Source organism: Nocardia sp. NPDC058058, assembly GCF_042885355.1.
Lineage (GTDB): Bacteria > Actinomycetota > Actinomycetes > Mycobacteriales > Mycobacteriaceae > Nocardia.
In genome coordinates, this window is sequence record NZ_JBHVSA010000002.1 from 986,149 (window position 1) to 1,007,610 (window position 21,462).

Annotated in this window: 23 protein-coding genes, 1 tRNA gene and 1 riboswitch; of the genes, 9 read left to right on the plus strand and 15 right to left on the minus strand. The window is 66.9% G+C overall.

Annotation, left to right across the window (positions count from 1 at the left end; all coding sequences use genetic code 11):
- Window position 1: 1 nt before the first annotated feature.
- Both ACFVUS_RS19250 and ACFVUS_RS19255 read right to left on the minus strand, forming a co-directional pair.
- Window positions 2-1,666, minus strand: coding sequence for an MDR family MFS transporter (locus ACFVUS_RS19250; RefSeq protein WP_387767686.1), 1,665 nt, complete (start codon window positions 1,664-1,666; stop codon window positions 2-4).
- Between the two features lie 54 nt (window positions 1,667-1,720).
- The gene (locus ACFVUS_RS19255) at window positions 1,721-2,542 is read right to left on the minus strand and encodes a crotonase/enoyl-CoA hydratase family protein (RefSeq protein ID WP_387767689.1); all 822 of its coding nucleotides are present in this window, start codon (window positions 2,540-2,542) and stop codon (window positions 1,721-1,723) included.
- A 145-nt stretch (window positions 2,543-2,687) separates the two neighbouring features.
- On the opposite strand from ACFVUS_RS19255, the gene ACFVUS_RS19260 reads away from it, so the two are divergent.
- The 3 genes from ACFVUS_RS19260 (at window position 2,688) to ACFVUS_RS19270 (ending at window position 4,131) form a co-directional block, all read left to right on the plus strand.
- Entirely contained in the window at window positions 2,688-3,008 is a 321-nt protein-coding gene (locus tag ACFVUS_RS19260) for a 2-oxo-4-hydroxy-4-carboxy-5-ureidoimidazoline decarboxylase (protein ID WP_387767692.1), read from the plus strand.
- 39 nt (window positions 3,009-3,047) lie between these two features.
- Complete coding sequence (locus ACFVUS_RS19265; RefSeq protein WP_387767695.1) at window positions 3,048-3,521, plus strand: YbaK/EbsC family protein; 474 nt, start codon at window positions 3,048-3,050, stop codon at window positions 3,519-3,521.
- 145 nt (window positions 3,522-3,666) lie between these two features.
- A complete protein-coding gene (locus tag ACFVUS_RS19270) occupies window positions 3,667-4,131 on the plus strand; it encodes a flavin reductase family protein (protein WP_387770002.1) in 465 nt (154 codons plus the stop codon).
- Window position 4,132: 1 nt separating this feature from the next.
- Here ACFVUS_RS19270 and ACFVUS_RS19275 read toward each other — a convergent pair whose 3' ends face one another.
- Window positions 4,133-4,771 carry a LysE family translocator gene (locus ACFVUS_RS19275; protein WP_387767698.1) on the minus strand — a complete coding sequence of 213 codons (639 nt, stop codon included), beginning with the start codon at window positions 4,769-4,771 and terminating at the stop codon, window positions 4,133-4,135.
- A gap of 112 nt (window positions 4,772-4,883) precedes the next feature.
- Window positions 4,884-5,549: a heme oxygenase (biliverdin-producing) gene (locus tag ACFVUS_RS19280; RefSeq protein WP_387767701.1), complete on the minus strand. Its 666-nt coding sequence runs from the start codon at window positions 5,547-5,549 to the stop codon at window positions 4,884-4,886.
- A gap of 191 nt (window positions 5,550-5,740) precedes the next feature.
- Window positions 5,741-5,854, plus strand: a riboswitch (SAM riboswitch).
- 52 nt (window positions 5,855-5,906) lie between these two features.
- On the opposite strand from ACFVUS_RS19280, the gene ACFVUS_RS19285 reads away from it, so the two are divergent.
- Window positions 5,907-7,220, plus strand: coding sequence for an aminotransferase class V-fold PLP-dependent enzyme (locus tag ACFVUS_RS19285; RefSeq protein ID WP_387767704.1), 1,314 nt, complete (start codon window positions 5,907-5,909; stop codon window positions 7,218-7,220).
- A 49-nt stretch (window positions 7,221-7,269) separates the two neighbouring features.
- Here the strand turns inward: ACFVUS_RS19285 and ACFVUS_RS19290 are convergent, their stop codons facing one another.
- Together ACFVUS_RS19290 and ACFVUS_RS19295 are read right to left on the minus strand one after the other, a co-directional pair.
- Complete coding sequence (locus ACFVUS_RS19290) at window positions 7,270-7,458, minus strand: hypothetical protein (protein ID WP_387767707.1); 189 nt, start codon at window positions 7,456-7,458, stop codon at window positions 7,270-7,272.
- 53 nt (window positions 7,459-7,511) lie between these two features.
- Window positions 7,512-7,964: a DUF2752 domain-containing protein gene (locus tag ACFVUS_RS19295; protein WP_387767710.1), complete on the minus strand. Its 453-nt coding sequence runs from the start codon at window positions 7,962-7,964 to the stop codon at window positions 7,512-7,514.
- A 136-nt stretch (window positions 7,965-8,100) separates the two neighbouring features.
- On the opposite strand from ACFVUS_RS19295, the gene ACFVUS_RS19300 reads away from it, so the two are divergent.
- Window positions 8,101-8,655 (plus strand): hypothetical protein, encoded by a 555-nt coding sequence (locus tag ACFVUS_RS19300; RefSeq protein WP_387767713.1) that lies wholly within the window; start codon window positions 8,101-8,103, stop codon window positions 8,653-8,655.
- On the opposite strand, the gene ACFVUS_RS19305 is transcribed toward ACFVUS_RS19300, so the two are convergent.
- Window positions 8,630-9,256, minus strand: coding sequence for a TetR family transcriptional regulator (locus ACFVUS_RS19305; protein ID WP_387767716.1), 627 nt, complete (start codon window positions 9,254-9,256; stop codon window positions 8,630-8,632). The two genes, ACFVUS_RS19300 and ACFVUS_RS19305, sit on opposite strands and share 26 nt — an antisense overlap.
- Before the next feature lie 107 nt (window positions 9,257-9,363).
- Here ACFVUS_RS19305 and ACFVUS_RS19310 point away from each other — a divergent pair, with 107 nt between their 5' ends.
- From ACFVUS_RS19310 to ACFVUS_RS19320, 3 genes are all read left to right on the plus strand, one after another.
- Complete coding sequence (locus ACFVUS_RS19310; protein ID WP_387767719.1) at window positions 9,364-10,152, plus strand: SDR family oxidoreductase; 789 nt, start codon at window positions 9,364-9,366, stop codon at window positions 10,150-10,152.
- A 13-nt stretch (window positions 10,153-10,165) separates the two neighbouring features.
- Window positions 10,166-11,230: a diacylglycerol kinase gene (locus ACFVUS_RS19315; RefSeq protein WP_387767722.1), complete on the plus strand. Its 1,065-nt coding sequence runs from the start codon at window positions 10,166-10,168 to the stop codon at window positions 11,228-11,230.
- 308 nt (window positions 11,231-11,538) lie between these two features.
- Entirely contained in the window at window positions 11,539-11,802 is a 264-nt protein-coding gene (locus tag ACFVUS_RS19320; protein ID WP_387767725.1) for a hypothetical protein, read from the plus strand.
- 48 nt (window positions 11,803-11,850) lie between these two features.
- Here ACFVUS_RS19320 and ACFVUS_RS19325 read toward each other — a convergent pair.
- The 5 genes from ACFVUS_RS19325 to ACFVUS_RS19345 form a co-directional block, all read right to left on the minus strand.
- A tRNA-Thr gene (locus ACFVUS_RS19325) sits at window positions 11,851-11,926 on the minus strand.
- Window positions 11,927-11,988: 62 nt separating this feature from the next.
- Complete coding sequence (locus ACFVUS_RS19330; protein WP_387767728.1) at window positions 11,989-13,206, minus strand: DNA polymerase III subunit delta'; 1,218 nt, start codon at window positions 13,204-13,206, stop codon at window positions 11,989-11,991.
- 31 nt (window positions 13,207-13,237) lie between these two features.
- A complete protein-coding gene (locus ACFVUS_RS19335; RefSeq protein WP_387767731.1) occupies window positions 13,238-13,744 on the minus strand; it encodes a DinB family protein in 507 nt (168 codons plus the stop codon).
- A 116-nt stretch (window positions 13,745-13,860) separates the two neighbouring features.
- Window positions 13,861-16,806, minus strand: a complete 2,946-nt coding sequence (gene topA / locus ACFVUS_RS19340; protein ID WP_387767734.1) for a type I DNA topoisomerase — start codon at window positions 16,804-16,806, stop codon at window positions 13,861-13,863.
- 251 nt (window positions 16,807-17,057) lie between these two features.
- The gene (locus ACFVUS_RS19345) at window positions 17,058-17,264 is read right to left on the minus strand and encodes a cold-shock protein (protein ID WP_067573509.1); all 207 of its coding nucleotides are present in this window, start codon (window positions 17,262-17,264) and stop codon (window positions 17,058-17,060) included.
- Window positions 17,265-17,763: 499 nt separating this feature from the next.
- On the opposite strand from ACFVUS_RS19345, the gene ACFVUS_RS19350 reads away from it, so the two are divergent.
- The gene (locus ACFVUS_RS19350; protein WP_387767738.1) at window positions 17,764-20,097 is read left to right on the plus strand and encodes a DEAD/DEAH box helicase; all 2,334 of its coding nucleotides are present in this window, start codon (window positions 17,764-17,766) and stop codon (window positions 20,095-20,097) included.
- Between the two features lie 354 nt (window positions 20,098-20,451).
- Here ACFVUS_RS19350 and ACFVUS_RS19355 read toward each other — a convergent pair whose 3' ends face one another.
- The 3 genes from ACFVUS_RS19355 to ACFVUS_RS19365 are packed head-to-tail and all read right to left on the minus strand — an operon-like array spanning window position 20,452 to window position 21,403.
- Window positions 20,452-20,784 (minus strand): Rv3654c family TadE-like protein, encoded by a 333-nt coding sequence (locus tag ACFVUS_RS19355; RefSeq protein WP_387767741.1) that lies wholly within the window; start codon window positions 20,782-20,784, stop codon window positions 20,452-20,454.
- Between the two features lie 50 nt (window positions 20,785-20,834).
- Window positions 20,835-21,149, minus strand: coding sequence for a TadE family type IV pilus minor pilin (locus tag ACFVUS_RS19360; RefSeq protein WP_387767744.1), 315 nt, complete (start codon window positions 21,147-21,149; stop codon window positions 20,835-20,837).
- Window positions 21,150-21,199: 50 nt separating this feature from the next.
- Window positions 21,200-21,403 carry a DUF4244 domain-containing protein gene (locus ACFVUS_RS19365; RefSeq protein ID WP_387770005.1) on the minus strand — a complete coding sequence of 68 codons (204 nt, stop codon included), beginning with the start codon at window positions 21,401-21,403 and terminating at the stop codon, window positions 21,200-21,202.
- Window positions 21,404-21,462 lie beyond the last annotated feature (59 nt).

Below are 21,462 nucleotides of genomic sequence, written 5' to 3' on the forward strand. Positions count from 1 at the left end.
ATCATGCGGTGGGCGGTGCGGTTTCCGTGCCGCCCACCGTCATTCGCAGTGGGACTTCCTTCCAGAACAGCACCAGCAGCAGCGCCACCAGCGCCACCCCGGAGGTGGTCAGGAATACCGTGGACAGCGATTCCGCGAATCCCACCTGAAATGGCTTGGCCAGCACCGGATTCAAGCGTTGAATCACCGAACTGTCACCGAGCACGCTCTGCGCGGCCGTGGTGTCGTGATTCAGAAGTCCCTGTGCGAGCGCCATATCCGCCGGATTGCCGTCGTGCGCACCGGCGAGCAGCGCCCGCTGGAATTCGCTGTCCTTACCCGCGGTGAGCAATTCCGAGCGGATATCCGGGGTCAGGCGGGTGAACAGCACCGACAGGAATACCGCCGCGCCGAGCGTGCCGCCGATCTGCCGGAAGAACGTCGCGGCGGCCGTGGAGACACCCATATCCTTGGGCGGCAACGCATTCTGTAGCGCGATGATCAGCGGCTGCATGAGATTCCCCAGCCCGAACCCCACGCACAGCATGAACAGCACCACCACCCAGTAGGCGGTATCGGCCTTCAGATAGTGCAGCAGGAACAGGCCCAGCGTGATCATGCCCGCGCCGATCACCGTGTACACCTTGTAGCGCCCGGTGCGTGAGATCAATTGCCCGGAAATGATCGAGCCGATCATCATGCCCAGCACCATCGGCATCATCTCCAGGCCGCCGATCATCGGACTGGCACCGCGCACCGCCTGCAAATACTGCGGCAGCAGCAGAATCCCGCCGAACATGCCCGCGCCCACCACGAACGAAATGACAACGCCCAGTGCGAAAGTGCGATTCTCGAAAATCCGCAGCGGAATCAGCGCCGCATCACCGAGCGCCGCCTCCACCGCGACGAATCCGATCACCCCGACCGTACCGATGACGTAGCAGAGCACCGATCTGCCACTCCCCCAACCCCATTCGCGACCCTGCTCGGCCACGATCAACAGGGGTGTGATGCCGATGGCCAGCACCAGCGCGCCCCAGTAGTCGACGCGATCGCGCGAACGCTCCCGCGCGGGCAGGTGCAATGCCCTGGTCACCACGGCGAGGGTGAACAGTCCGATCGGCACATTGACCAGAAACACCCAGCGCCAACCGGATACGCCGAGAATGCTGTCCTGCCCGGCGAACAATCCGCCCAGCACCGGCCCGAGCACGCTCGATGTGCCGAATACCGCCAGAAAATAGCCCTGATACCTGGCCCGCTCCCGAGGACTCACGATATCGCCGACGATAGTGAGCGCCAACGACATCAGCCCGCCCGCGCCCAAACCCTGAATCGCACGGAAAGCCGCCAGCTGATACATGGAATGCGCGAACGCGCACAGCAGCGAACCGACCAGGAAAATAGTGATGGCCGCAAGATAGAACTGCTTGCGGCCGTACATATCCGAGAGTTTGCCGTAGAGCGGCGTAGCCAGTGTGGCGGTGATCAGATACGCCGTCGTCGCCCACACCTGCAGCGAATACCCGTTCAGGTCATCGGCAATGGTGCGAATGGCCGTCGACACGATCGTCTGATCCAGTGCGGCGAGCAGGATTCCGAGCAGCAGCCCGCTGAGAATCACCAGTATCTGCCGATGGGTGAAGCCGCCTTCTCCGGTCGACTCGCTCACCTCGGATGTAGCCATGACCAACCTCCCGGTCCCCGCCCACAATAGGCGGGCGGGGGCCGGTGAGAGTTGTTATTTCCCTTCGAACTTCGGTGCGCGCTTCTCGAAGACCGCCTGAATCGCCTCGGTCAGATCGTGCGAGGGCAGGAACGCGGAGTTCCACGCCGACACGTAGCGCAGTCCGTCGGCGACCTTGCCCGCCTTGGGCTGATCCAGCACATCCTTGATGCCCTGCACCACCAGCGGCGGGTTCTCGGCGATCTCGCGAGCCAGCGCGTACGCCGCGTCCAGCACCGCTTCCTGATCGGCGAACACATCGTTGATCAGGCCGATCTTCTCGGCGCGCGCCGCGTCGATGTCCTTGCCGGTGTAGGCGAGCTCGCGCAGATGCCCCTCACCGATGATTCCGGGCAGCCGGTGCAGCGAGCCGATATCCGCGACGATGGCGACCTTCGCCTCGCGCAGACTGAACTTGGCCTCGGCGCTGGCGAGCCGGATATCGGCCGCGGCGATGAGATCGAGTCCGCCGCCGATGCACCAGCCCGAGACGGCCGCGATGACCGGCTTGCGGCACTCCGCGACCGCGGTGACCGAGGCCTGCATCTCACGCACGTGCCGCAGGAAGTCGGTGCGCGGTCCCGCGAGCGCCTTATCGGCGAGCAGCGGCCCGAACAGCGGGCTCATGGCGGGCAGGTCCAGCCCGTAGGAGAAATGCTTGCCCGACCCGGTGAGCACGACGGCCCGCACCTCCGGATCCGCGTCGAGCTCGCGGAAGATGAGCGGCAGTTCACGCCAGAAGTCCGGGCCCATGGCATTGCCTTTGCCGGGACCGGTCAGGGTAACCGTCGCGATGTGGTCCTTGCTTTCGACCTCGAAAGCCTTCCAATCGGTCATCGGTCCAGCGTATCGGGGGTGCGGAGGGTCCGGGCGGGCGGTGTAAATCCTGTGCTAAATCTGCTGTCCCGCACTGGTTTCCGGGGGCTCGCGGACGGGACGATTAACAGGGTCCACAAGCCACACTCCGGGCTGGGAGTTTCCCGTGTTGATGCATCATGGAATCGGCCTCGACCGCTTCAATTCCTGTTCCCGCCGGCGCGCCGTGCACGCCCTGTACGAATGCTGCAGCTGTGTCAGCTGGGCCGAGAAGATCGCCGACGGCCGCCCCTACCCCGGCTACGACGCCCTGCACACCGCCGTCGCGGCGGGGCTGCGCGCACTCTCCGCGGCCGAATTGGAGCACGCCTTCGATTCGTGTGCGCGCGAAACGATTTCGGAGCACAGCGTCATCGAGCTGGAACGCGTCACGCGAGCACGCATCGAGCGAATGCTCGGCCCGGAAGAGGGCTATCCCGAATACTGATCCCCCGCACATCCACCGCAATCGCTCTACTCTGGTGCCATGCGCAGGTCCCTGCCGCCGGTCGCTTCCAAAGTTTCCGACACACTGATTGCTCGCGGTCATCACGGGGTCATCCTCACCCAGCCGCAACCCACCCACACCGCGGCCGAGGCCGCCCAGGCACTCGGCGTGGAACTCGGGGCGATCACCAAATCGCTGCTGTTCCTGCTCGACGACGATCCGGTGCTGCTGCTGGTGTCCGGCGCGCACACGGTCGATCTGGATCGCACCGGGGAACGCCTGGAGGGCACGCTGACCCGGGCTCCGGCGGCGATGGTGCAGCAGGTGACGGGTCAGCCGATGGGCGGGGTCGCCCCGGTCGGGCATCCGATCAACCTGCCCACCTACATCGATACAGCGCTCGCCCGGCATGCGGAGCTGTGGGCCGCGGGCGGGCATCCGAACACGGTATTTCGCACCACTTTTGGCGAGCTGGTTCGAATAACCGCTGGTCTGGCGATCGACGTCGATTGAGTTCGCACCAATTTCCGCACCGGATGGAATATCCGGCGGGCCGTGGACGTAGGTTCGGAAGGTGACCGATTCTCCGACGCCTGGCGCCGAGCTCCACGTGCCCGACGACCTGAGCGGCATCACCGCCCAGCAGTATCGCGCCGCCATGCGCCATTATCCGGCGGGCGTCACCATCGTCACGCTCAAGTCTCCGGACGGGCCGGTCGGTTTCACTGCGACCTCGTTCGCCTCGCTATCGGCGCAGCCGCCGCTCATCTCGTTCAATATCGCCGAGACCTCGTCCAGCATCGCCGCCATGACCCAGGCGGAATCGGTGGTGGTGCACTTCCTGGGCGAACATCAGAAGCATCTGGCGCAGCGGTTCAGTCGCAGCGCCGAGGAACGTTTCACCGACCGATCGCTGTGGACCACCCTGGAATCCGGCGAACCGGTACTGCACGGGACGCCGATCTGGGTGCGCGCCACCGTGCACCAGCTGATTCCGATCGGCGATCACACCCTGGTGATCGGCCTGGTCACGCGGGTACACGACAACACCGAGGACGCGCCCGCCGTCGGCCCGCTGGTGTACTACAACGGCGTCTACCACCGCGCCGAGATCGCCGACTGACTCACGCCGCGGCGGAGGCGACGGTGCCGATGCCCAGCGCCGCCAGGATTCCGGCGCTCGCCTGCTCCAGCCGATCCCGCACCTTCGGCTTGCGCAGCAGTTCCACCGCACGCGAGGCCGCCAGGGCCAGCAGCACCATTTCGATTGCGGCGATGGAGGATTCGATCGCGCCCAGGGTGAGCGTATTCGCGAACGTCACCTGGGTGAGGAACTGCGGCAGCACCGCGAGATAGAACAACCCGACCTTCGGGTTGAAAATACAGGACAGCAACCCCGCGGCGAACGCCGAGCGAATCGATGACGCCCGTTCCCGCGACCCCCGCGCGGCCAATTCCGCCTCCGCGTCCGCGAGCCCCCTGCGATGCGCCATGAGCGCCCGAATCCCCAAGTACAGCAGGTAGATTCCACCGACCACCTTCAGGCTGCGATACGCCGTGGCCGACTGCTCCAGCAGCGCCGCCACCCCCGCCGCGACCACCACCGCCCAGACGATTCCGCCGAACGCGGATCCGGCCGCCGCCGCTATCCCCGGACGCGGCCCGGCCATCGAAAAACGCAGCACCAGAAAGGTATCCGGACCGGGGGTCAGGGCCAGCAGCACGCACAACCCGAGAAAGCTCAGCAGCAGGGGAAAACTCACCCTCCCATGGCAACCCACCGCGGCCCACGGGCGCAAGTGTTTTCACCGCACATGAGAAAGCCGCCGACGTTCCGGAGGAGAAACGTGCGGCGGCCCTCGGAGCGGCAGAGATTCAGTTCCGCGCGCTGAATTCCGCGCCCAGTTCGCGGAACACGTCGGTGTTCATCGTGAACGCCAGGCGAGCCTCGTCGAGCACCCGCTCGACATCGGCGCCTTCGATGGGCAGTCCGTCCAGGTTCTCCCGGTACTCGCGCTTGAACGCGGCCGGATTCGAGATGTCGTCGAAGACGTAGAAGCGCACGCCGTCGCCCTTCTTGGGCAGGTTCCACAGCTTCTCGGCGGTACCGCGAATGACCTGGCCACCGGACAGATCACCCAGGTAGCGGGTGTAGTGGTGCACCACGTAGCCGGCGGACCATTCGGTCGCGCACTCCTCGATGCGAGCGGCGTAGGCGGCGGTCGAGGGCAGCGGGGTCAGTTCATCGCGCCAGTTCGCACCGCCGAGGTAGGCCAGATCGGCTTCCAGAGCGGCCAGGCGGGCCAGGCCCGGCTGTACGAACGGTCCCGCGACCGAATCGGAAGCCAGTGCGGCGGAATGCTTTTCGAGCGCCTCGTAAACGAACCAGAGCTGCGAGGTGTAGCGGTAGAAGGCTTCGACGCCGAGTTCGCCGGTCAGCAGATCGCGCATGAAGGTGGAGTGCTCGGCCTCGGCGTGCTGCTGTTCGGTCGCGCTGCGGATGAGCGTCGAGAACGGCGCGGCGGTGTCGGTGTCCAACATGGTCGAGCTCCTCGTTCGGTCGAAATTACGTCTCCGGGGCGCCCACCTTTGGATACCCTAACTTTCTCTTCGACCATACGCTTCAGCAACGATCTCGCGATTCGACCTTTTCGGCCCTCCCGATCCAACTTTCGGATGATTTTCGCGGCGGGGTTGACAAGAACCGCGATCTTCTGCAAGCTCTTCAACCAGGTCATGAGTACCAGCGTCAAGCCCTGGCTAGCTGGTCGGCAACCCTCCTCCGCGGTGGGGTGCTCCAGGTGACGACCGGGCCGCCGCCCGACCGGGCGCGGCAAGCGCGGACTCTCGATCATTGCTTTCCTTGATCGCGTGTCCCTTGCCCGATGGGATTTCGTGATGACTGCTTTCGCCGACCAGACCTGTGCCGCCCTCGCCACCGTTTCCGGTTGTGAGCTCGAGGTACCGCTCGTGCAGGGCGGAACGATTCGCTACGCCAACTTCGACTATGCCGCCAGCGCACCGGCTTTGGCGCAGGTCACCACCCGCGTGCAGGATCTGCTGCCGTTCTACGCCAGCGTGCACCGGGGTGCGGGATACGCCTCGCGCGTCTCCACCGACTGCTACGAATCCGCTCGCGGTTCGGTCGCCCGCTTCCTCAACGCGGCCGACGATCAGGTCGTGGTCTTCACCCGCAACACCACCGATGCGCTGAACCTGCTGGCCTCCTGCGTGCCCGGTGACACCGTGGTGCTCGATTCCGAACACCACGCCAATTTCCTGCCGTGGACCCGCAACGGCCGCCGCGTGGTGCCGATCGCGGACACCATCGAGGAGACCATTCAGCGCGTGGTCGCCGAACTGTGCACCAAACCCGCTGCGCTGCTTGCCATTACCGGTGCGTCCAATGTGACCGGGGAACTGCTCCCGCTGGAGCGGCTGGCCTGGATCGCGCACCAGTGCGGCACCCGGGTACTGGTGGACGCCGCCCAGCTGGCCCCGCACCGGCGCATCGATCTCCAGACCAGCGGTATCGACTACCTGGCCTTCTCCGGTCACAAGGCGTACGCCCCGTTCGGCGCTGGTGTACTCGTCGGCCGCCGCGACTGGCTCGATGCCGCCGAGCCGTACCTCGCGGGCGGCGGCGCGGTCCGTTCGGTGAGCGCCGACAGCGTGGAGTGGGCTCCCGCCCCGCAGCGCCACGAGGCCGGTTCCCCCAATGTGCTGGGTGTGGCCGCCCTCGCCGCCGCGTGTGACGCACTGGCCGAATTCGACGAGACCACCCTGCTCGAACATGAGCAGTACCTCACCCACCGCCTGCGCTACGGCCTGAAAACCGTTCCGGGCGTGAACTTCCTGCGCATCTGGCGGGACAGCGCCGATGCGGTCGGCATCGTCGCCTTCACCGTCGACGGGTTCGAGCCCGGCCAGGTGGCGGCCTACCTCTCGGCCGAACACGGCATCGGCGTCCGCGACGGCCGCTTCTGCGCGCACCCCCTGCTGTCGCGTCTCGGCGTCGACGCCGCCGTGCGGGCCAGCATCGGCCTGGGCACCACCGCCGCCGATGTGGACCGCCTCGTCGACGCCATCGCCGCTCTGGTCGAGAACGGTCCCGCCTGGGACTACGCCAAGACCGAGGGCCACTGGAACCCCACCCCCGAAACCCGCCCCTTCGGCAGCTCGGCCGCCGGCGCGGCCCCCTGCGCGATCTGACCCTCGGTTCGCCGCTGGTCGCCGGTCGCGATCCGGGCCGGCGGCCGGTCTAGAACACCAGGTAGCGGCGAGCGAGCTCTTCCACGAAGGGATCGTCGTCGGCGACGGCATCGAGGATGTCGAGGTCGTCCCGCACCGAAACCTGGCGTCCGTCTTCCTGATCCGGGTCCGGCGGCCCGTCCTCATCGAGCTGCCGGACCAGTTTCGCGCGCACGCGCTCCTTCAGCGAATCACTCATAGCCAGAGCATGCCCGGTTTGCCCGAGGTAATTCGGCCAGGCACGCCGACCGATCACACCGGCGCGAGCCAGCTCCCCCACGGCGTATTGCGGACCACCGTATATAGGACGAGAAAGGCCAGCGTCACCCACAGGGCGGTCCTGGGCAGCACCCGCGGTAGCGGCGGCGGGCTCGTCCGCCCACGGAACCCGCTCACCAGCCAGGTCACCCACCACGCCAGGAATCCCAGCAGCAGCGGCACCAGCAGGATATTGCTGTGAATCGCGTCGAGCACCCGGCCGTCGGTGAGATTGTGCAATCCGCGCAGCCCGCCGCAGCCGGGGCACCAGTACCCCGTCACTTCCTTGAACGGGCAGAGCCCATACGACCCCGACTCATGCGGATCGCGAAAGTGCAGTAGCACCAAGCCACCTGCCACCGCGGCACCGCCGAGCAGCGGCAATCCGGCACTCAGCCACCTGGGGTGAGCAGCGGATTCGGCGTCACGCGCCTGCACGGTTTCCACCAGACAACCGTAACCGGGCCCGCCGCAACCCGCCATATTCCGCGCGACTTCGCACCCCCGGACAGTGCGGTTCGCAGTCCGAACCCGTGGGTATGCTTCCCCTGCAAGGGTTTTCGATCCGCGGGAGGTAGGTCACATGCGCCAGCGCCAGGCCGACAGTGGCAGAATCGCCCGCGCCGCCGCCTCCGCGGGCATGCTCGCCCTCATCATCGTCGCCAAAGCGGGCAGCATGACCTTCGGCTACTCATTCCCCAACAGCCTGCTGATACTGCTCGTAATCGCGGCGATCGGCGGCGCGTACCTGCTGTTCCAGCGCCGCGAGCGCCCCGGCTCATCGGGCACGAACCCCGTCCCGGTTCCGGCTGTCGCCCAGGTCGGCGACAACCCGCGATCCGGCGCGGTTCCGCCTGCCGCCCACCGGGTTACCGACCCGTCCGCACCACCGGTTTCCGTTCCCGCCGGCGCGCAGCGGGTCATCGGCCCGGTCGCGGCATCGCACGCGGCCGATCCGGCCGCCGCCGTGGCCACCATCTCCGCGCACGCGCTGCACCCGAACTATCAGGAGCCGCCCACCATGCCGGTGCACTACCGCACCGGGACGGCGCCGGACGACGCACCGACCATCGGACTCGGCGGCTCACACGACGATCCGCCGACCGTGGGCCTCAGCGAATCGGCGCCCGCTCGCTGACCGGCGCGGTGAGCGCGCCCGCGAGCATGTCGATGATCTCGGTCCACGCGCCGGTGTCCCCCGCCGCGACCCGGCCCGACTCCACCGCCCGCTCATGATCGGCCAGTAGCGCGAACAGCATGGTGGGCAGCGCGCGCAGCCGATGCACCCGCAATCGCGGTGCGAGCGTGGTCATTTCATCGCCGAGCCGCTGCATGATCACCCGCACCGAGGTGCGGCGGTCGCTCTCCAGATTCGAGGCGTCGGTGACCGCCGGGTGGGTGTGGATCTGTTCCAGGAAGCGCGCGTAGTGATGACTGCCCTCGCTGGCCCCGAGTTCGAACATCGGCAGCACCAGCGCCTCCAAGAGCGCGTGCACCCCCGCACCCGCGCCGACCTGTTCCGCGAGCATTTCCAAGCGCCGCACCTCGAGCGCGCCGAGTCGCAATTCCACCACGGCCTCGATGAGTCCGTCCCGCGAACCGAAGTGGTACTGGATCGCCGAATTGTTCCGCTGTCCGGCGGCCGCGGCGATATCGCGCAGCGGCACCGCCTGCCCGCGTTCGGCGATCAATCGCTCGGCCGCGAAGATGATCCGCTCCCGCGCCTCGTTCACTCCCACAGGTGCAGAATAGCCGTCCACCAGCCGATAAAGAACTCATCCTTGACAGTTAAGCACTTGTTCTTAAAGCTCTGGGTGACTGCCATCACTCGATAGGACTGCACTCGATGATCCTGGACACCTTCCGACTGGACGGCCGCGTCGCCGTCGTCACCGGCGCGGGCCGCGGTATCGGCGCCGCGACCGCGCTCGCGCTGGCCGAGGCCGGCGCCGATGTCGCCCTCGCCGCCCGCACCCCCGCGCAGCTCGAGGACGTCGCGGGCAAGATCCGCGCGCTGGGCCGGCGCGCGGTGATCGTGCCCTGCGATCTGAACGACCTCGACACCGTCACCGCCTTCGCCGATACCGCCGCCGCCGAACTCGGCCGCCTCGATATCGTCGTCAACAATGTCGGCGGCACCATGCCGAACACCTTCGCCACCACCTCCCCGCAATTCCTGGAGGACGCCTTCCATTTCAATGTGTCCACCGCGCACGCCCTCACCCAGGCCGCGCTGCCGCACATGCTGAAGAACGACGGCGGATCAGTGGTCAGCATCTCCTCGATGATGGGCCGCGCACCCGGTCGCGGGTTCCTGGCCTACGGCACCGCCAAAGCCGCACTCGCGCACTGGACCCGGATGGCCGCCTCGGATCTGTCCCCGCGCGTGCGGGTGAACGCCATCGCCGTCGGCTCCGTCCTCACCTCCGCGCTGGAAGTCGTTGCGCAGCAACCGGAAATCAAAGCCAAGATGGAGGGCGCGACCCCGCTGCGCCGCCTCGGCGAGCCCTGGGAGATCGCCGCCGCCATCGTCTTCCTGTGCTCGCGCGCGGGCGGCTACATCACCGGCAAGATCCTCGAGGTCGACGGCGGTATCGAAGCACCCAACCTCGAACTCGGCCTGCCCGACCTGTGAACCGGAGTCAGCCATGAAATACCGTGTCGTGCAATGGAGTACCGGCAATGTCGGCCGCCGCACACTCCGCAATATCATCGCCCGCCCCGAACTGGACCTGGTCGGCGTCTGGGTGTCCAGCGACGCCAAAGCCGGTCGGGACGCGGGCGAACTCGCGGGCCTGGACACCGAAACCGGTGTCCTCGCGACCACCGACGCCCAGGCCCTCATCGCCCTGAAACCGGACTGCATCGTGCACACCGCCATGGCCGACGACCGGCTCATGGAAGCCGTCGAAGACCTGAAGATGTTCCTGCGCGCGGGCATAAACGTGGTCTCCAGCAGCCCCGTCTTCCTCCAATTCCCTTACGGCACACTGCCGGACGAGGCCATCGCCCCGATCATCGAAGCCGCCGACGCGGGCAACGCCTCACTCTGGGTGAACGGCATCGACCCGGGCTGGGCCAACGACTGGCTCCCCCTGCTGCTCTCCAGCGGTTCCGAGCGCATCGACGCGGTCATCTGCTCGGAGATCATGGACTACTCCACCTACGACAACCCCAAGGTCCTGTTCGACATCATGGGCTTCGGCAGCGCGCTGGACGACCTGCCCCTGCTGCTGCAACCCGGCGTCCTCACCCTCGCCTGGGGCAGCGTCATCCGCCAGCTCGCCGCCGCCCTCGACGTCGAATTGGATTCCGTCACACAGCATTACGAACGCCTCCCGGCCACCGAGGAACTCGTCGTCGGCAAACGCACCATCGCCCCAGGCACCGCCGCCGCCCTGCGCTTCCAAATCCACGGCATTCGCGCGGGCCGCGAAATCCTCACCCTCGAACACGTCACCCGCCTACACCCCGACCTCGCCCCCGACTGGCCCCAGCCAGCCGGAAAGGGTTGCTACCGAGTCGAAATCAAGGGCGACCCCGACTACCTGCTGGACCTCCAGCTCTACAGCAACGGCGATCACGCCGAAGCGGGCGTGGTGGGCACCGCGGCCCGCCTGGTCAGCGCCATCCCCGCCCTGGTTCAGGCCCGCCCCGGCCTCCTCACCGCCATGGACCTCCCCCTGACCACCGGCCGCGGCCTGGTCTCCTGACCCGAACAGCTCACCCGGCCCGAACAGCAGGCCCCCACCGCCCGATCACGGCGGCGGGGGCCTGCGCCATGTCACCGGGCTGCGCGAGGCTCCGCCGCCATGCCCTGACCGATCCGCAACATCGCCGATATGAACGCCCCGCACCGCAATCTCGTTTCACCGGTAGAGGTTTGACACGCACCGGCACCGCCCACCGAAGTCTCACCTGACGCGCTCAGCGCACGGGCTCCTACACCGCGCACCCCACGCGGCGATCCGAACAGATCCGCGCCGCCCTCCCATCGCGGCGAACCCACAGGAGATCCCGCATGTCCACCCACCCGTCGCCGACCGCTGCCCGCACCCTGTTCGCGGCCTGCACCCTCACCGCCCTGCTGGCGATCGTCCCCGCCGCCCTGGCCGCCCCCGCCCAGGCCACCACCTCGAGCAACACCACCGGCTCGAACACCTCTACCCCGGGAGACAACCGCCGCGCCGAAGACCGCAACGCCCCGGCCCCCGCCGCCAACCGCAACCCCCACTACGACAGCCGCCGCTGCAACCCCATCACCCAGCCACCCTGCCTACCCTGACAAAACAAAAGCAGGTGGAGAGCGACAAACGCTCTCCACCTGCTTGTTTGGAGCCGCCTGGGGGAATCGAACCCCCGACCTTTTCATTACGAGTGAAGCGCTCTACCGACTGAGCTAAGGCGGCGTGCCTTCCGGCGCTGCGAGTCTATCGTCTGATGGCCGGAATCCGAAAATCGGTGGTCGCGGTCATGCGGAGCGGGCGGCTATCAGGCCCGCGACCATGGCGGCCACGGCGAAGCGGGGCTTCACGTTGGTTTCGAGGGCTTCGCGGCAATCCAGGACGGCCTGGATGGACAGGAGCAGGCCCTCGGGGCGGACGTCGGTGGCGAGGGCGCGGATCTGGTCGGCCATATCCGGATGTGTGAGGGTGACACCGGTTTTCGTATCGGCGTTCGCCGCGCCGAAACGGACCGCGAGGGCATCGCGGTACATACCCGCGACATCGATGAGCGCGCGGTCCAGGGCGTCACGGCCGGTGCGGGTGGCGCGGGACTTCTGGCGCTTCTCCAAATCCTTGAGCGCACCGGCGGAACCGCGGGTGGCCGACGCCGCGCCCTTACCGGTGCCGCCCGCGCCCAGCGCGGTCGCGAGGGCGTCGCGTTCCTTCTCATCGCGGGCGGCGCTGACCTGCTTCGCCTCGTCATCGGCGGACTTCACCAATTCCTCGGCGGTGGAATAGGCCATGCCGGGCCGCGCGGTGGCGGCGACCAGGGCCAAGGCGCGTTTGCGGCGGGCGCGGGCCTCGTCATCGGTGGCCAAGCGCCGGGCCCGACCGACATGACCGCCACTGACCGAGGCGGCCCAGGCGGCGGCCTCCGGGGAAAGTCCATCCCGATCGCGCAGCACCGTCGCGATCGAATCCACCGACGGCGTCGCCAAATGCACATGACGGCAGCGCGAGCGCAGCGTGATGGAGATGTCCTCCGGATCCACCGAAGGCGCACAGAGCAGGAAAACGGTGCGGGCGGGCGGCTCCTCGACCACCTTGAGCAGCACGTTTCCGGCGGCCTCGGTCAAACGATCGGCATCCTCGACCACCACGACCTGCCAGCGACCGGTGCTCGGCCGCCGCGAGGCGACCTGCACGATCTCGCGCATCTCCTTGGTGCCGATGCTCAGGCCCTCCGGCACCACGCGCCGCACATCACCGTGCGTTCCGGCCATAGTGGTGGTGCAGGCATGACACCGGCCGCACCCCGGCGCCTCCGGATCGGTGCACTGCAATGCCGCCGCGAAACACAGCGCCGCCACCGAACGACCCGAACCGGGCGGACCGGTGAACAGCCACGAATGCGTCATGGCCGAGGACGAAACGACCTCCCCGCCCCGGGCCGCCACCGCGGCGGTCCGCAGATCGGACTCGACCGCATCCTGTCCCACCAGCCGATCGAAGACTCCTGCCACGCCGTACAGACTACTGTCGACCGCCGACAGCTCAGACCGCGCGCTGGTAGGTGGTGTTCGCGCCGTCGAGCGCTTCGCGAATGATGTCGGCGTGCCCGGAGTGCTGCGAGATCTCCCGCAGAATGTGCAGCAGGATGTACCGGACCGTCAGCCAGACCCGCTCGGGAGCCCAGGGCGCGGTGGGCGTCGGAATCGAATCCTCGAGATTGGGTAGTTCGCGAATCAGCTTCGCGGTCTGCTCGGCCACCACATCCCACTCGGCGAGCAGCCCCTCGACCGTCTCGTCCGGACCCAGCTTGTACTCGGAATCCATTCCGGAGACATCGAATTCGGATTCCGGATCACGCTCGACCAGGATGGCCGTCCAGTGCCGCTCGGTATTGATGATGTGGTGCAGCAGCCCGCCGAGCGTCAGCTCGCTGACCGTACTGCGCTCCCGCGCCTGATCGTCCTCGAGACCCCGCAGGGTGATTCGGAACAGCTCGCGCTGACTCGCCAATACGGTGATCAACTCTTCGCGCTCGTGATCGACTGCCATCGAATGCCCTTCCGCCGGTGCGTGTTCGAACCACACGCTACGGCAGGGCACCGACAGGAAACAGCCCCTGAAAAATTCACTCCGCCCCAGCTCAGAGCCGGGACGGAGGATCATCGTCAGGACTTGGTCGCCGCAGCTTTCTTGGCCGCCGCAGCCTTTTTGGTAGTGACCCCGTCGGCGGTCTTGGCCGCGGCCTTCTTCGCCGCCGCCTTCTTCACCACCGTGGTCTTGGACGCGACCGCCTTCTTCGCGGCGGTCTTCTTCGCGGCCGCCTTCTTGGCCGGAGCCTTCTTCGCCGCGGTCTTCTTGGCCGCCTTCTTCACCGGCCCGCGCGCCCGCCGATCCGCCAGCAGCTCCGAGGCGCGCGCATCGGTGATGGACTCCACCTCATCGCCCTTGCGCAGACTCGCATTGGTCTCACCGTCGGTGACATACGGCCCGAACCGGCCGTCCTTGATCACCATCGGCTTCTCCGACACCGGGTCCACACCCAGCTCCCGCAGCGGCGGCGCACTCGCGGACTGCCCACCGCGCCGCTTGGGCTCGGCGTAGATCTTCAGCGCCTCTTCCAGAGTGACGGTGAAGATCTGATCCTCACCGGTCAGCGACCGGGAATCGGTGCCCTTCTTCAGATACGGGCCGTAGCGACCGTTCTGCGCGGTGATCTCATCACCGGATGTCGGATCGGCACCGACCACACGCGGCAGCGACAGCAGCTTCAACGCGTCATCGAGCGTAATGCTCTCCAAATCCATGGATTTGAACAGCGATCCGGTGCGCGGCTTCGGCGCTTCCGCCTTCTTCGCGCCCTTCTTGGGCTCCGCCTCTTCCGGCGGCGCGGGCAGCACCTCGGTCACGTACGGACCGAAACGTCCTTCCTTGGCGACGATTTCGTGCCCGCTCTCGGGATCCACCCCGAGTGAGCGACCTTCCTGCGGCGTCGAGAAGAGCTTCTCGGCAACCTCGGCGGTCAGCTCGTCCGGCGGCAGCTCATCGGGCAGGTTCGCCCGCTGCGAGATCGAATCCCCTTCCGGGTCATCGGGATTGACGATCATGCGCTCGAGATACGGACCGAACTTGCCGACCCGCACGACCACATCGCGGCCCTCGTCATCGGCGAACAGCTTGATCGAATTGACCTCGCGCGCATCGATTCCGTCGAGGCGCTCGCCGACCATCTTCTTCAGGCCGCCCTCGCGCGCCACCGAACCCTCGGCGCCGTGCTCACCGCCGAAGTAGAAGCTGGACAACCAGTTTCCGCGTTGCTCGCGTCCACCGGCGATGGCGTCGAGGTCATCCTCCATGGCGGCGGTGAAGTCGAAATCCACCAGTCGCCCGAAGTGCGCCTCCAGCAGACCGACCACCGCGAACGCCACCCACGACGGCACCAGCGCGTTACCGCGCTTGTACACGTACCCGCGATCGAGAATCGTCTTGATGATCGACGCGTAGGTGGAAGGACGCCCGATACCGAGGTCTTCCAGCGTCTTGATCAACGAGGCTTCATTGAAACGCGCGGGCGGATTGGTGGTGTGCCCATCCGGCAGCAGCTCGACAGCCGTCACGCCCTGACCCTCGGTCAGCACCGGCAGTCGCGATTCCGCGTCATCGGACTGACCGCCCGCGTCCTCGTCGACACTCTCGACGTACGCCTTCAGGAAGCCCGCGAACGTGATGGTCCGGCCGGACGACGAGAACACGCACTCCTCACCGGTATTCGCGATACCGGTGATGCGCACCGTCATGGTGGTGCCGCGCGCGTCCTGCATCTGCGAGGCCACGGTGCGCTGCCAGATCAGCTCGTACAGCCGGAACTCGTCATTGTCGACCCGCGAATGAATCTGCCCCGGGGTGACGAACACATCACCCGACGGGCGGATCGCCTCGTGTGCTTCCTGCGCGTTCTTCACCTTGCGGGTGTACTGGCGCGGCGTCGGGCTCACGTACTCCGCGCCGTACAGCTGCGTCGCCTGCGCCCGCGCGGCCTGAATCGCGGTGTCCGACAACGTGGTCGAGTCGGTACGCATATAGGTGATGTAGCCGTTTTCATACAGTCGCTGCGCGACCCGCATGGTGCGCTCGGAGGTGAAACGCAGCTTGCGCGCGGCCTCCTGCTGCAACGTCGAGGTCATGAACGGCGCGTACGGCTTACGGGTGTACGGCTTCGATTCGACCGAGGTGACATTGAGATCCACACCGGTGAGCGATTCGGCGAGCCGCTGCGCGTACCCGGCGTCGAGCACGGTGACACCCGAGGACTTCAACTGCCCGTCGGATCCGAAATCACGACCGGCCGCCACGCGAGCGCCGTCGACACTCACCAACCGCGAACCGAAGACCCGCGGATTCCCCTCGCCCTGATCGCCCGCGTCCAGCTTGGCCGCGATATCCCAGTACTCGGCGGACCGGAACGCCATGCGCTCCCGCTCGCGCTGCACGATGACGCGCGTCGCCACCGACTGCACACGGCCCGCCGACAAACGCGGCATGACCTTCTTCCACAGCACGGGCGAGACTTCATAACCGTAGAGCCGGTCGAGGATGCGCCGGGTCTCCTGCGCGTCGACCAAATCCTTATCGAGCTCGCGCGTGTCGGCGGCCGCCGCGAGGATGGCGGGCTCGGTGATCTCGTGGAACACCATGCGCCGGACCGGCACCTTCGGCTTCAGCGTTTCCAGCAGATGCCACGCGATGGCTTCGCCCTCGCGGTCGGGGTCGGTGGCGAGATAAAGTTCGTCGGCATCGGCCAGCAGGCTTTTCAGCTCCGCGACCTTGGCCTTCTTATCGGGGCTCACCACATAGATGGCCTCGAAGTCATTGTCGACATCAACGCCCAGGCGAGCCCACTGCTGCCCCTTATATTTGGCGGGTACATCGGCGGCGCCTCTGGGCAGGTCCCGAATATGACCCACCGATGCCTCGACCACATAGCCGCGGCCCAGGTAGGGAGCGATTTTCCGGGCCTTCGTCGGTGACTCGACAATCACGAGACGACGCAGGGGGCGGCCCTGGTCGGGCGCTGCCTTGGAGTTCGGCGCTGCACCGCGGTCTCGTGTTGCCACCGGCGAACACACCTTTCCTGTCGATCCGCGCTGCTCATATTCCAGCGGCACGGCCGCGCCGATACGCGGGTGGGGCAAGCGGCTGCGACTGGTTATATCGCTGCCGACAACGTTTATACCGTGTTCAGAGGCTTAGCCTCGGTCGCAGCGACGATATGGCCCCGGGTTGTGATCGAGTGTAATGGGTGCAGATATGGGTCGTCCCCCACCGCCTGCTGGCGGTGGGGGACGGGTTTGTGGGGTTGGCCCGCTCAGCCGAGCGCGCGAACACCGGTGGCCTGCGGGCCCTTGGTGCCCTGACCGACCTCGAACTCGACCTTCTGGTTCTCCTCGAGAGTGCGGAAGCCCGAACCCTGGATCTCGGAGTAGTGGACGAAGACGTCAGCGGAGCCGTCCTCGGGCGCGATGAAGCCGAACCCCTTCTCCGCGTTGAACCACTTCACAGTTCCCTGTGCCATTCTGTTCCTTCTCTTTCCATACCGGAACGGTAGACAAGTAGGTTCGTCCACCGGGTCCGTTGAGACCGCTGTACTCTGTTCCCCCTGCAGGAAAGCCATCAGTACACCGTTCGCAACATCGATCCTGCTTGATGGTTTGGACTTTGGATCCGTTCCCTCGAACACAGAAGCTTGCGACCAGGAACCAGTGAACCATGTCCGCGAGCAATTCAACAGCTGAGTTACCCACAATTTGCAAAAAAGTTGATCTTGCGAATGCGCAGGTGAGGGGCGTAATGCCCAAATCCGTACTCGAAGTAGGTTTGCTTCCGGATAACAGAGCGAGCATCCGGCAAACCGCCTGTGAGACAGGCCGCTACTCTGTAGTGAAATGGCAGGTAGAGGACCAGACATACACACGTTTCGCACCCCACTCGCCCAGCAGGACCCCGCGATCGTGAATATCGCCGACGCCGCGGACCGCGCGGAGGGTGACAACTCCCCCAGCTATGGTCGATCGTTGCTGAATCGTGTCCTTACCGGAGCAGTGGGTGGTGACCCCCGTCTCACCCATGTCGCGGAGCTACCGCCACGTGCGGCTCAGGTAACGGAATGGCCCGAATGGACCTCCCCCGACGTGGTTGCCGCGGTGTGCGCCACCGGGGTGGAACGGCCCTGGATACATCAGGTCCGGGCTGCCGAGCTGGCGGCGCAGGGGCGGCACGTGGTGGTGTCGACCGGGACGGCCTCCGGTAAGTCGCTGGCATATCAATTGCCGGTACTCACCGCACTGCAGGAGGATCCCCGGGCCACCGCCCTATATCTGTCGCCGACCAAGGCGCTGGGGGCCGATCAGCTCCGCATGGTCAATGAACTCACCGGTCAGGACCCACTTCGGAGGATTCACCCCGCCCCTTATGACGGGGATACCCCGGTAGAGATCCGGCAGTGGGTGCGGGCCAACGCGCGCTGGGTCTTCACCAATCCGGACATGCTGCACGTCGGCATGCTGCGGTCGCATCAGCGGTGGGCGCGGCTGCTGCGGCAGTTGAAGTACGTCGTGGTCGACGAATGCCATACCTATCGCGGAGTATTCGGGTCGCACGTGGCGCTGGTACTGCGCCGACTACGGCGGCTTGCCGAGCGATACGGGGCTGATCCGGTTTTCGTGCTCTGCTCGGCGACCACCGCGGAACCGGCCGAGGCGGCCTCGCGGCTCATCGGAGCGCCCTGCGTCGCGGTCACCGAGGACGGGTCGCCGCAGGGGGCGCGGACCGTGGCACTTTGGGAGCCGCCACTGCTCGGGGCGGGCGTGACCGGGGAAAATGGTGCGGCCGTTCGACGTTCGGCCGGCGCCGAGGCGGCCAAGGTGATGGCCGATCTGGTGGCCGAGGGGGCGCGCACGCTCACCTTCGTGCGGTCCCGGGTCGGGGCCGAGGCCATCGCCATGGATACGCGGCGACTGCTCGCCGACGTCGACGCGACGCTGCCGAGCCGGATCGCCGCCTACCGGGCCGGATATCTGGCCGAGGACCGGCGAGCGCTGGAAACCGCCCTGTCGGAGGGGTCACTGCTGGGCGCGGCGACCACGAATGCCCTGGAACTGGGCGTGGACATCGCCGGACTGGACGCGGTCGTGGTGGCCGGGTATCCGGGCACGGTGGCCTCGTTCTGGCAGCAGGCCGGACGCGCGGGGCGGCGCACGCAGGGGTCATTGGTGCTGCTCATCGCCCGGGACGACCCGCTGGACACCTATTTGGTGCATCACCCCGAAGCGCTGCTCGGACGGCCCGTCGAGGCCACCATCACCGATCCGCACAATCCCTATGTATTGGGTCCGCATCTGCTGTGCGCGGCCATGGAGCAGCCGCTCACCGATGCCGAGGTACTCGGCTATCAAGCCTGGGAACTGCTCTCCGACCTGGCGAAGCAGGGTTTGATTCGGCGGCGGGCGGGTGCCGGGCGGGATGGGTCGGCGCGCTGGTTCAGCACCGTGGACTCACATCCGCACGATGCCGTCGACGTGCGCGGGGGCATCGGCTCGGCCATCGCCGTGGTGGACGTCGAATCCGGGCGCATGCTGGGCACCACCGATGCCGGGCGAGCACCGGCGACCCTGCACGAAGGGGCCGTTCACCTGCATCAGGGCGAAAGTTTCGTGGTGGACGAGCTGGATTTGGAGGAGGGCGTCGCACTCGTGCGCGCCGAGACGCCGGGCTGGTCCACCAGTGCCCGCGCGGTGACCTCGATCGAGATAGAAGAGGTACTGCACGAGCAGGTGCACGGGGCGGTGACCATTGCGCTCGGGCGGGTGCTGGTGACCCGGCAGGTCATCGGCTACCTGCGCAAACTCCCCAGCGGCGAGGTGCTGGACATGGTGGCGCTGGACCTGCCCGCACAGCTGCTGCCGACCCGGGCGGTGTTCTACACCGTCACCCCGGAGCTGCTGGCCCGCGCCGGTATCGACGCCAAGCGGGCGCCGGGGGCACTACACGCGGCCGAACACGCCGCGATCGGCATGTTGCCGCTGGTCGCGACCTGCGATCGATGGGATATCGGCGGGGTATCGACCGCCGAACATGCCGATACCGGACTGGCCACCGTCTTCGTCTACGACGGGCATCCGGGCGGTGCGGGCTTCGCCGAGCGCGGGTTCGCGCGGCTGCGGCAGTGGCTCGGGGCCACCCTCGCGGCCATCGAATCCTGTGGCTGCGCGAGCGGGTGCCCGTCCTGCGTACAGTCTCCGAAGTGCGGAAATGGCAATAATCCGCTGGATAAGGCGGGGGCGGCGCGGCTGCTGGCGGCGGTGCTGGACGAGCTCGGCGAAGGTGACGGCGGTCACACCGTTTCGTGATCTCTCCGTCGCCGGAGCGAGGCCGGACCGCCATCGCGCCGACCGGGCGGAATCCGGCAACTGAGAGGTGTCCGGGGGCCGCGCGGGCGGTCCGGGGCGGGTCTCGCGGCAGGTGGCCGATAGCCGAATAAAAAGGGATGTGATCCTGTTAACTGGAGGATTGCTCCGTTCGATAATGTCGATCACGCATTTACCAGTGCATTCTTTCGATTCCGACTTCTGGAACGAATAGGAAAGCACTCGGGATCCAAACAATTCGCTTACCACTTTCATCCAATATCGACATTGATCGACACGCGGTGTGGTCCGCGCCATCCATTCTCTAACCAACCGCTCGGTACGAGATAGTCGCCATTAGTCGCTATGTCCCATCGGTCCCGCCCGCGCCTTCGCACTGATCGATCGAGTGCCCAGTGGACCCAGCGACATTCGCGACTCCACGGTGACGGTCACATCCCACTCGCGCACCGCGCAATCGATCACGCGCATACCCATTCGCATACCGATCTCCCGTGCGCGCGCACATCCCGATTCGGAGCCGGACGCCAATCCGGCGGCCGCCGCCAGCGCCGCCAGATCGGCCGCGGACTGCGCCCGATGCCTGCCCACCACGGCGACTCCGACCTGCGCCAGCAGCACCGTGAGGCTCAATAGAGCGACCAACGCCACACCTGCGAGCACCGTCACTCCCCCCGACTCACCCTGCTGATTCGGCCGAAAAGCTGCGATTTCCCGGATCACGGTGACTCCCCCGGCTCCCGGACCGCCACCGCCTCCGCCCGCAGGGTGAGCGGTAGCAGGGGCGCGCGGACGGCCACCACCGCCACCACCAGGTCGCCCTCGGAGCGGACGGTGATCGCAGCGTGCGGTGGCGCGACCCGCCGCGCGGCCGGGACAGCCTGAGCGGCCGCTCCGCGTGCGGTCAGGCGCGCCGCCTCCCGAGCGGCGTCCACACACCGCACCTGCGCCGAGACGGCCAGTAGGGCAGCGCTACAGAGCACCAGGACGGTGACCAGCGCCGCCGGGGCGATGGCGGCCTCGATGGTCGCCATGCCCTGCTCGGCACCGGCGCGGCGACGAGATGACGGCTTGTGCGCCGGGATCACTTGACGGAGGTGTTCAGCGCCCTGTCGATGATTTTGGTCAGCGCGTTGACGATGCTGTCCCCCGTCACCACCCCGTACAGGACGGCGCCGAAGGCCGCCGCCGCGATGGTGCCGATGGCGTATTCGGCGGTGCTCATGCCGTCCTCGCGAACCGCGACCAGCAGCAACCGGTTTCGCAGGTCCCACTCCGGGCCCCGAATGGATGTGCGCACGATCTCTCCTCTCCTCGCTCCGATGCGGCGATTCCGCGTCGGCACAG

Coding starts and splice junctions, on each gene's coding strand:
- ACFVUS_RS19270 (WP_387770002.1), top strand. CDS start 3,667: ATGCGCCATTATCCGGCGGGCGTCACCATCGTCACGCTCAAGTCTCCG.
- ACFVUS_RS19250 (WP_387767686.1), bottom strand. CDS start 1,666: ATGGCTACATCCGAGGTGAGCGAGTCGACCGGAGAAGGCGGCTTCACC.
- ACFVUS_RS19345 (WP_067573509.1), bottom strand. CDS start 17,264: ATGGCACAGGGAACTGTGAAGTGGTTCAACGCGGAGAAGGGGTTCGGC.
- ACFVUS_RS19290 (WP_387767707.1), bottom strand. CDS start 7,458: ATGAGTGATTCGCTGAAGGAGCGCGTGCGCGCGAAACTGGTCCGGCAG.
- ACFVUS_RS19310 (WP_387767719.1), top strand. CDS start 9,364: ATGATCCTGGACACCTTCCGACTGGACGGCCGCGTCGCCGTCGTCACC.
- ACFVUS_RS19320 (WP_387767725.1), top strand. CDS start 11,539: ATGTCCACCCACCCGTCGCCGACCGCTGCCCGCACCCTGTTCGCGGCC.
- ACFVUS_RS19315 (WP_387767722.1), top strand. CDS start 10,166: ATGAAATACCGTGTCGTGCAATGGAGTACCGGCAATGTCGGCCGCCGC.
- ACFVUS_RS19280 (WP_387767701.1), bottom strand. CDS start 5,549: ATGTTGGACACCGACACCGCCGCGCCGTTCTCGACGCTCATCCGCAGC.
- ACFVUS_RS19285 (WP_387767704.1), top strand. CDS start 5,907: ATGACTGCTTTCGCCGACCAGACCTGTGCCGCCCTCGCCACCGTTTCC.
- ACFVUS_RS19335 (WP_387767731.1), bottom strand. CDS start 13,744: ATGGCAGTCGATCACGAGCGCGAAGAGTTGATCACCGTATTGGCGAGT.
- ACFVUS_RS19360 (WP_387767744.1), bottom strand. CDS start 21,149: ATGGCGACCATCGAGGCCGCCATCGCCCCGGCGGCGCTGGTCACCGTC.
- ACFVUS_RS19255 (WP_387767689.1), bottom strand. CDS start 2,542: ATGACCGATTGGAAGGCTTTCGAGGTCGAAAGCAAGGACCACATCGCG.
- ACFVUS_RS19300 (WP_387767713.1), top strand. CDS start 8,101: ATGCGCCAGCGCCAGGCCGACAGTGGCAGAATCGCCCGCGCCGCCGCC.
- ACFVUS_RS19265 (WP_387767695.1), top strand. CDS start 3,048: ATGCGCAGGTCCCTGCCGCCGGTCGCTTCCAAAGTTTCCGACACACTG.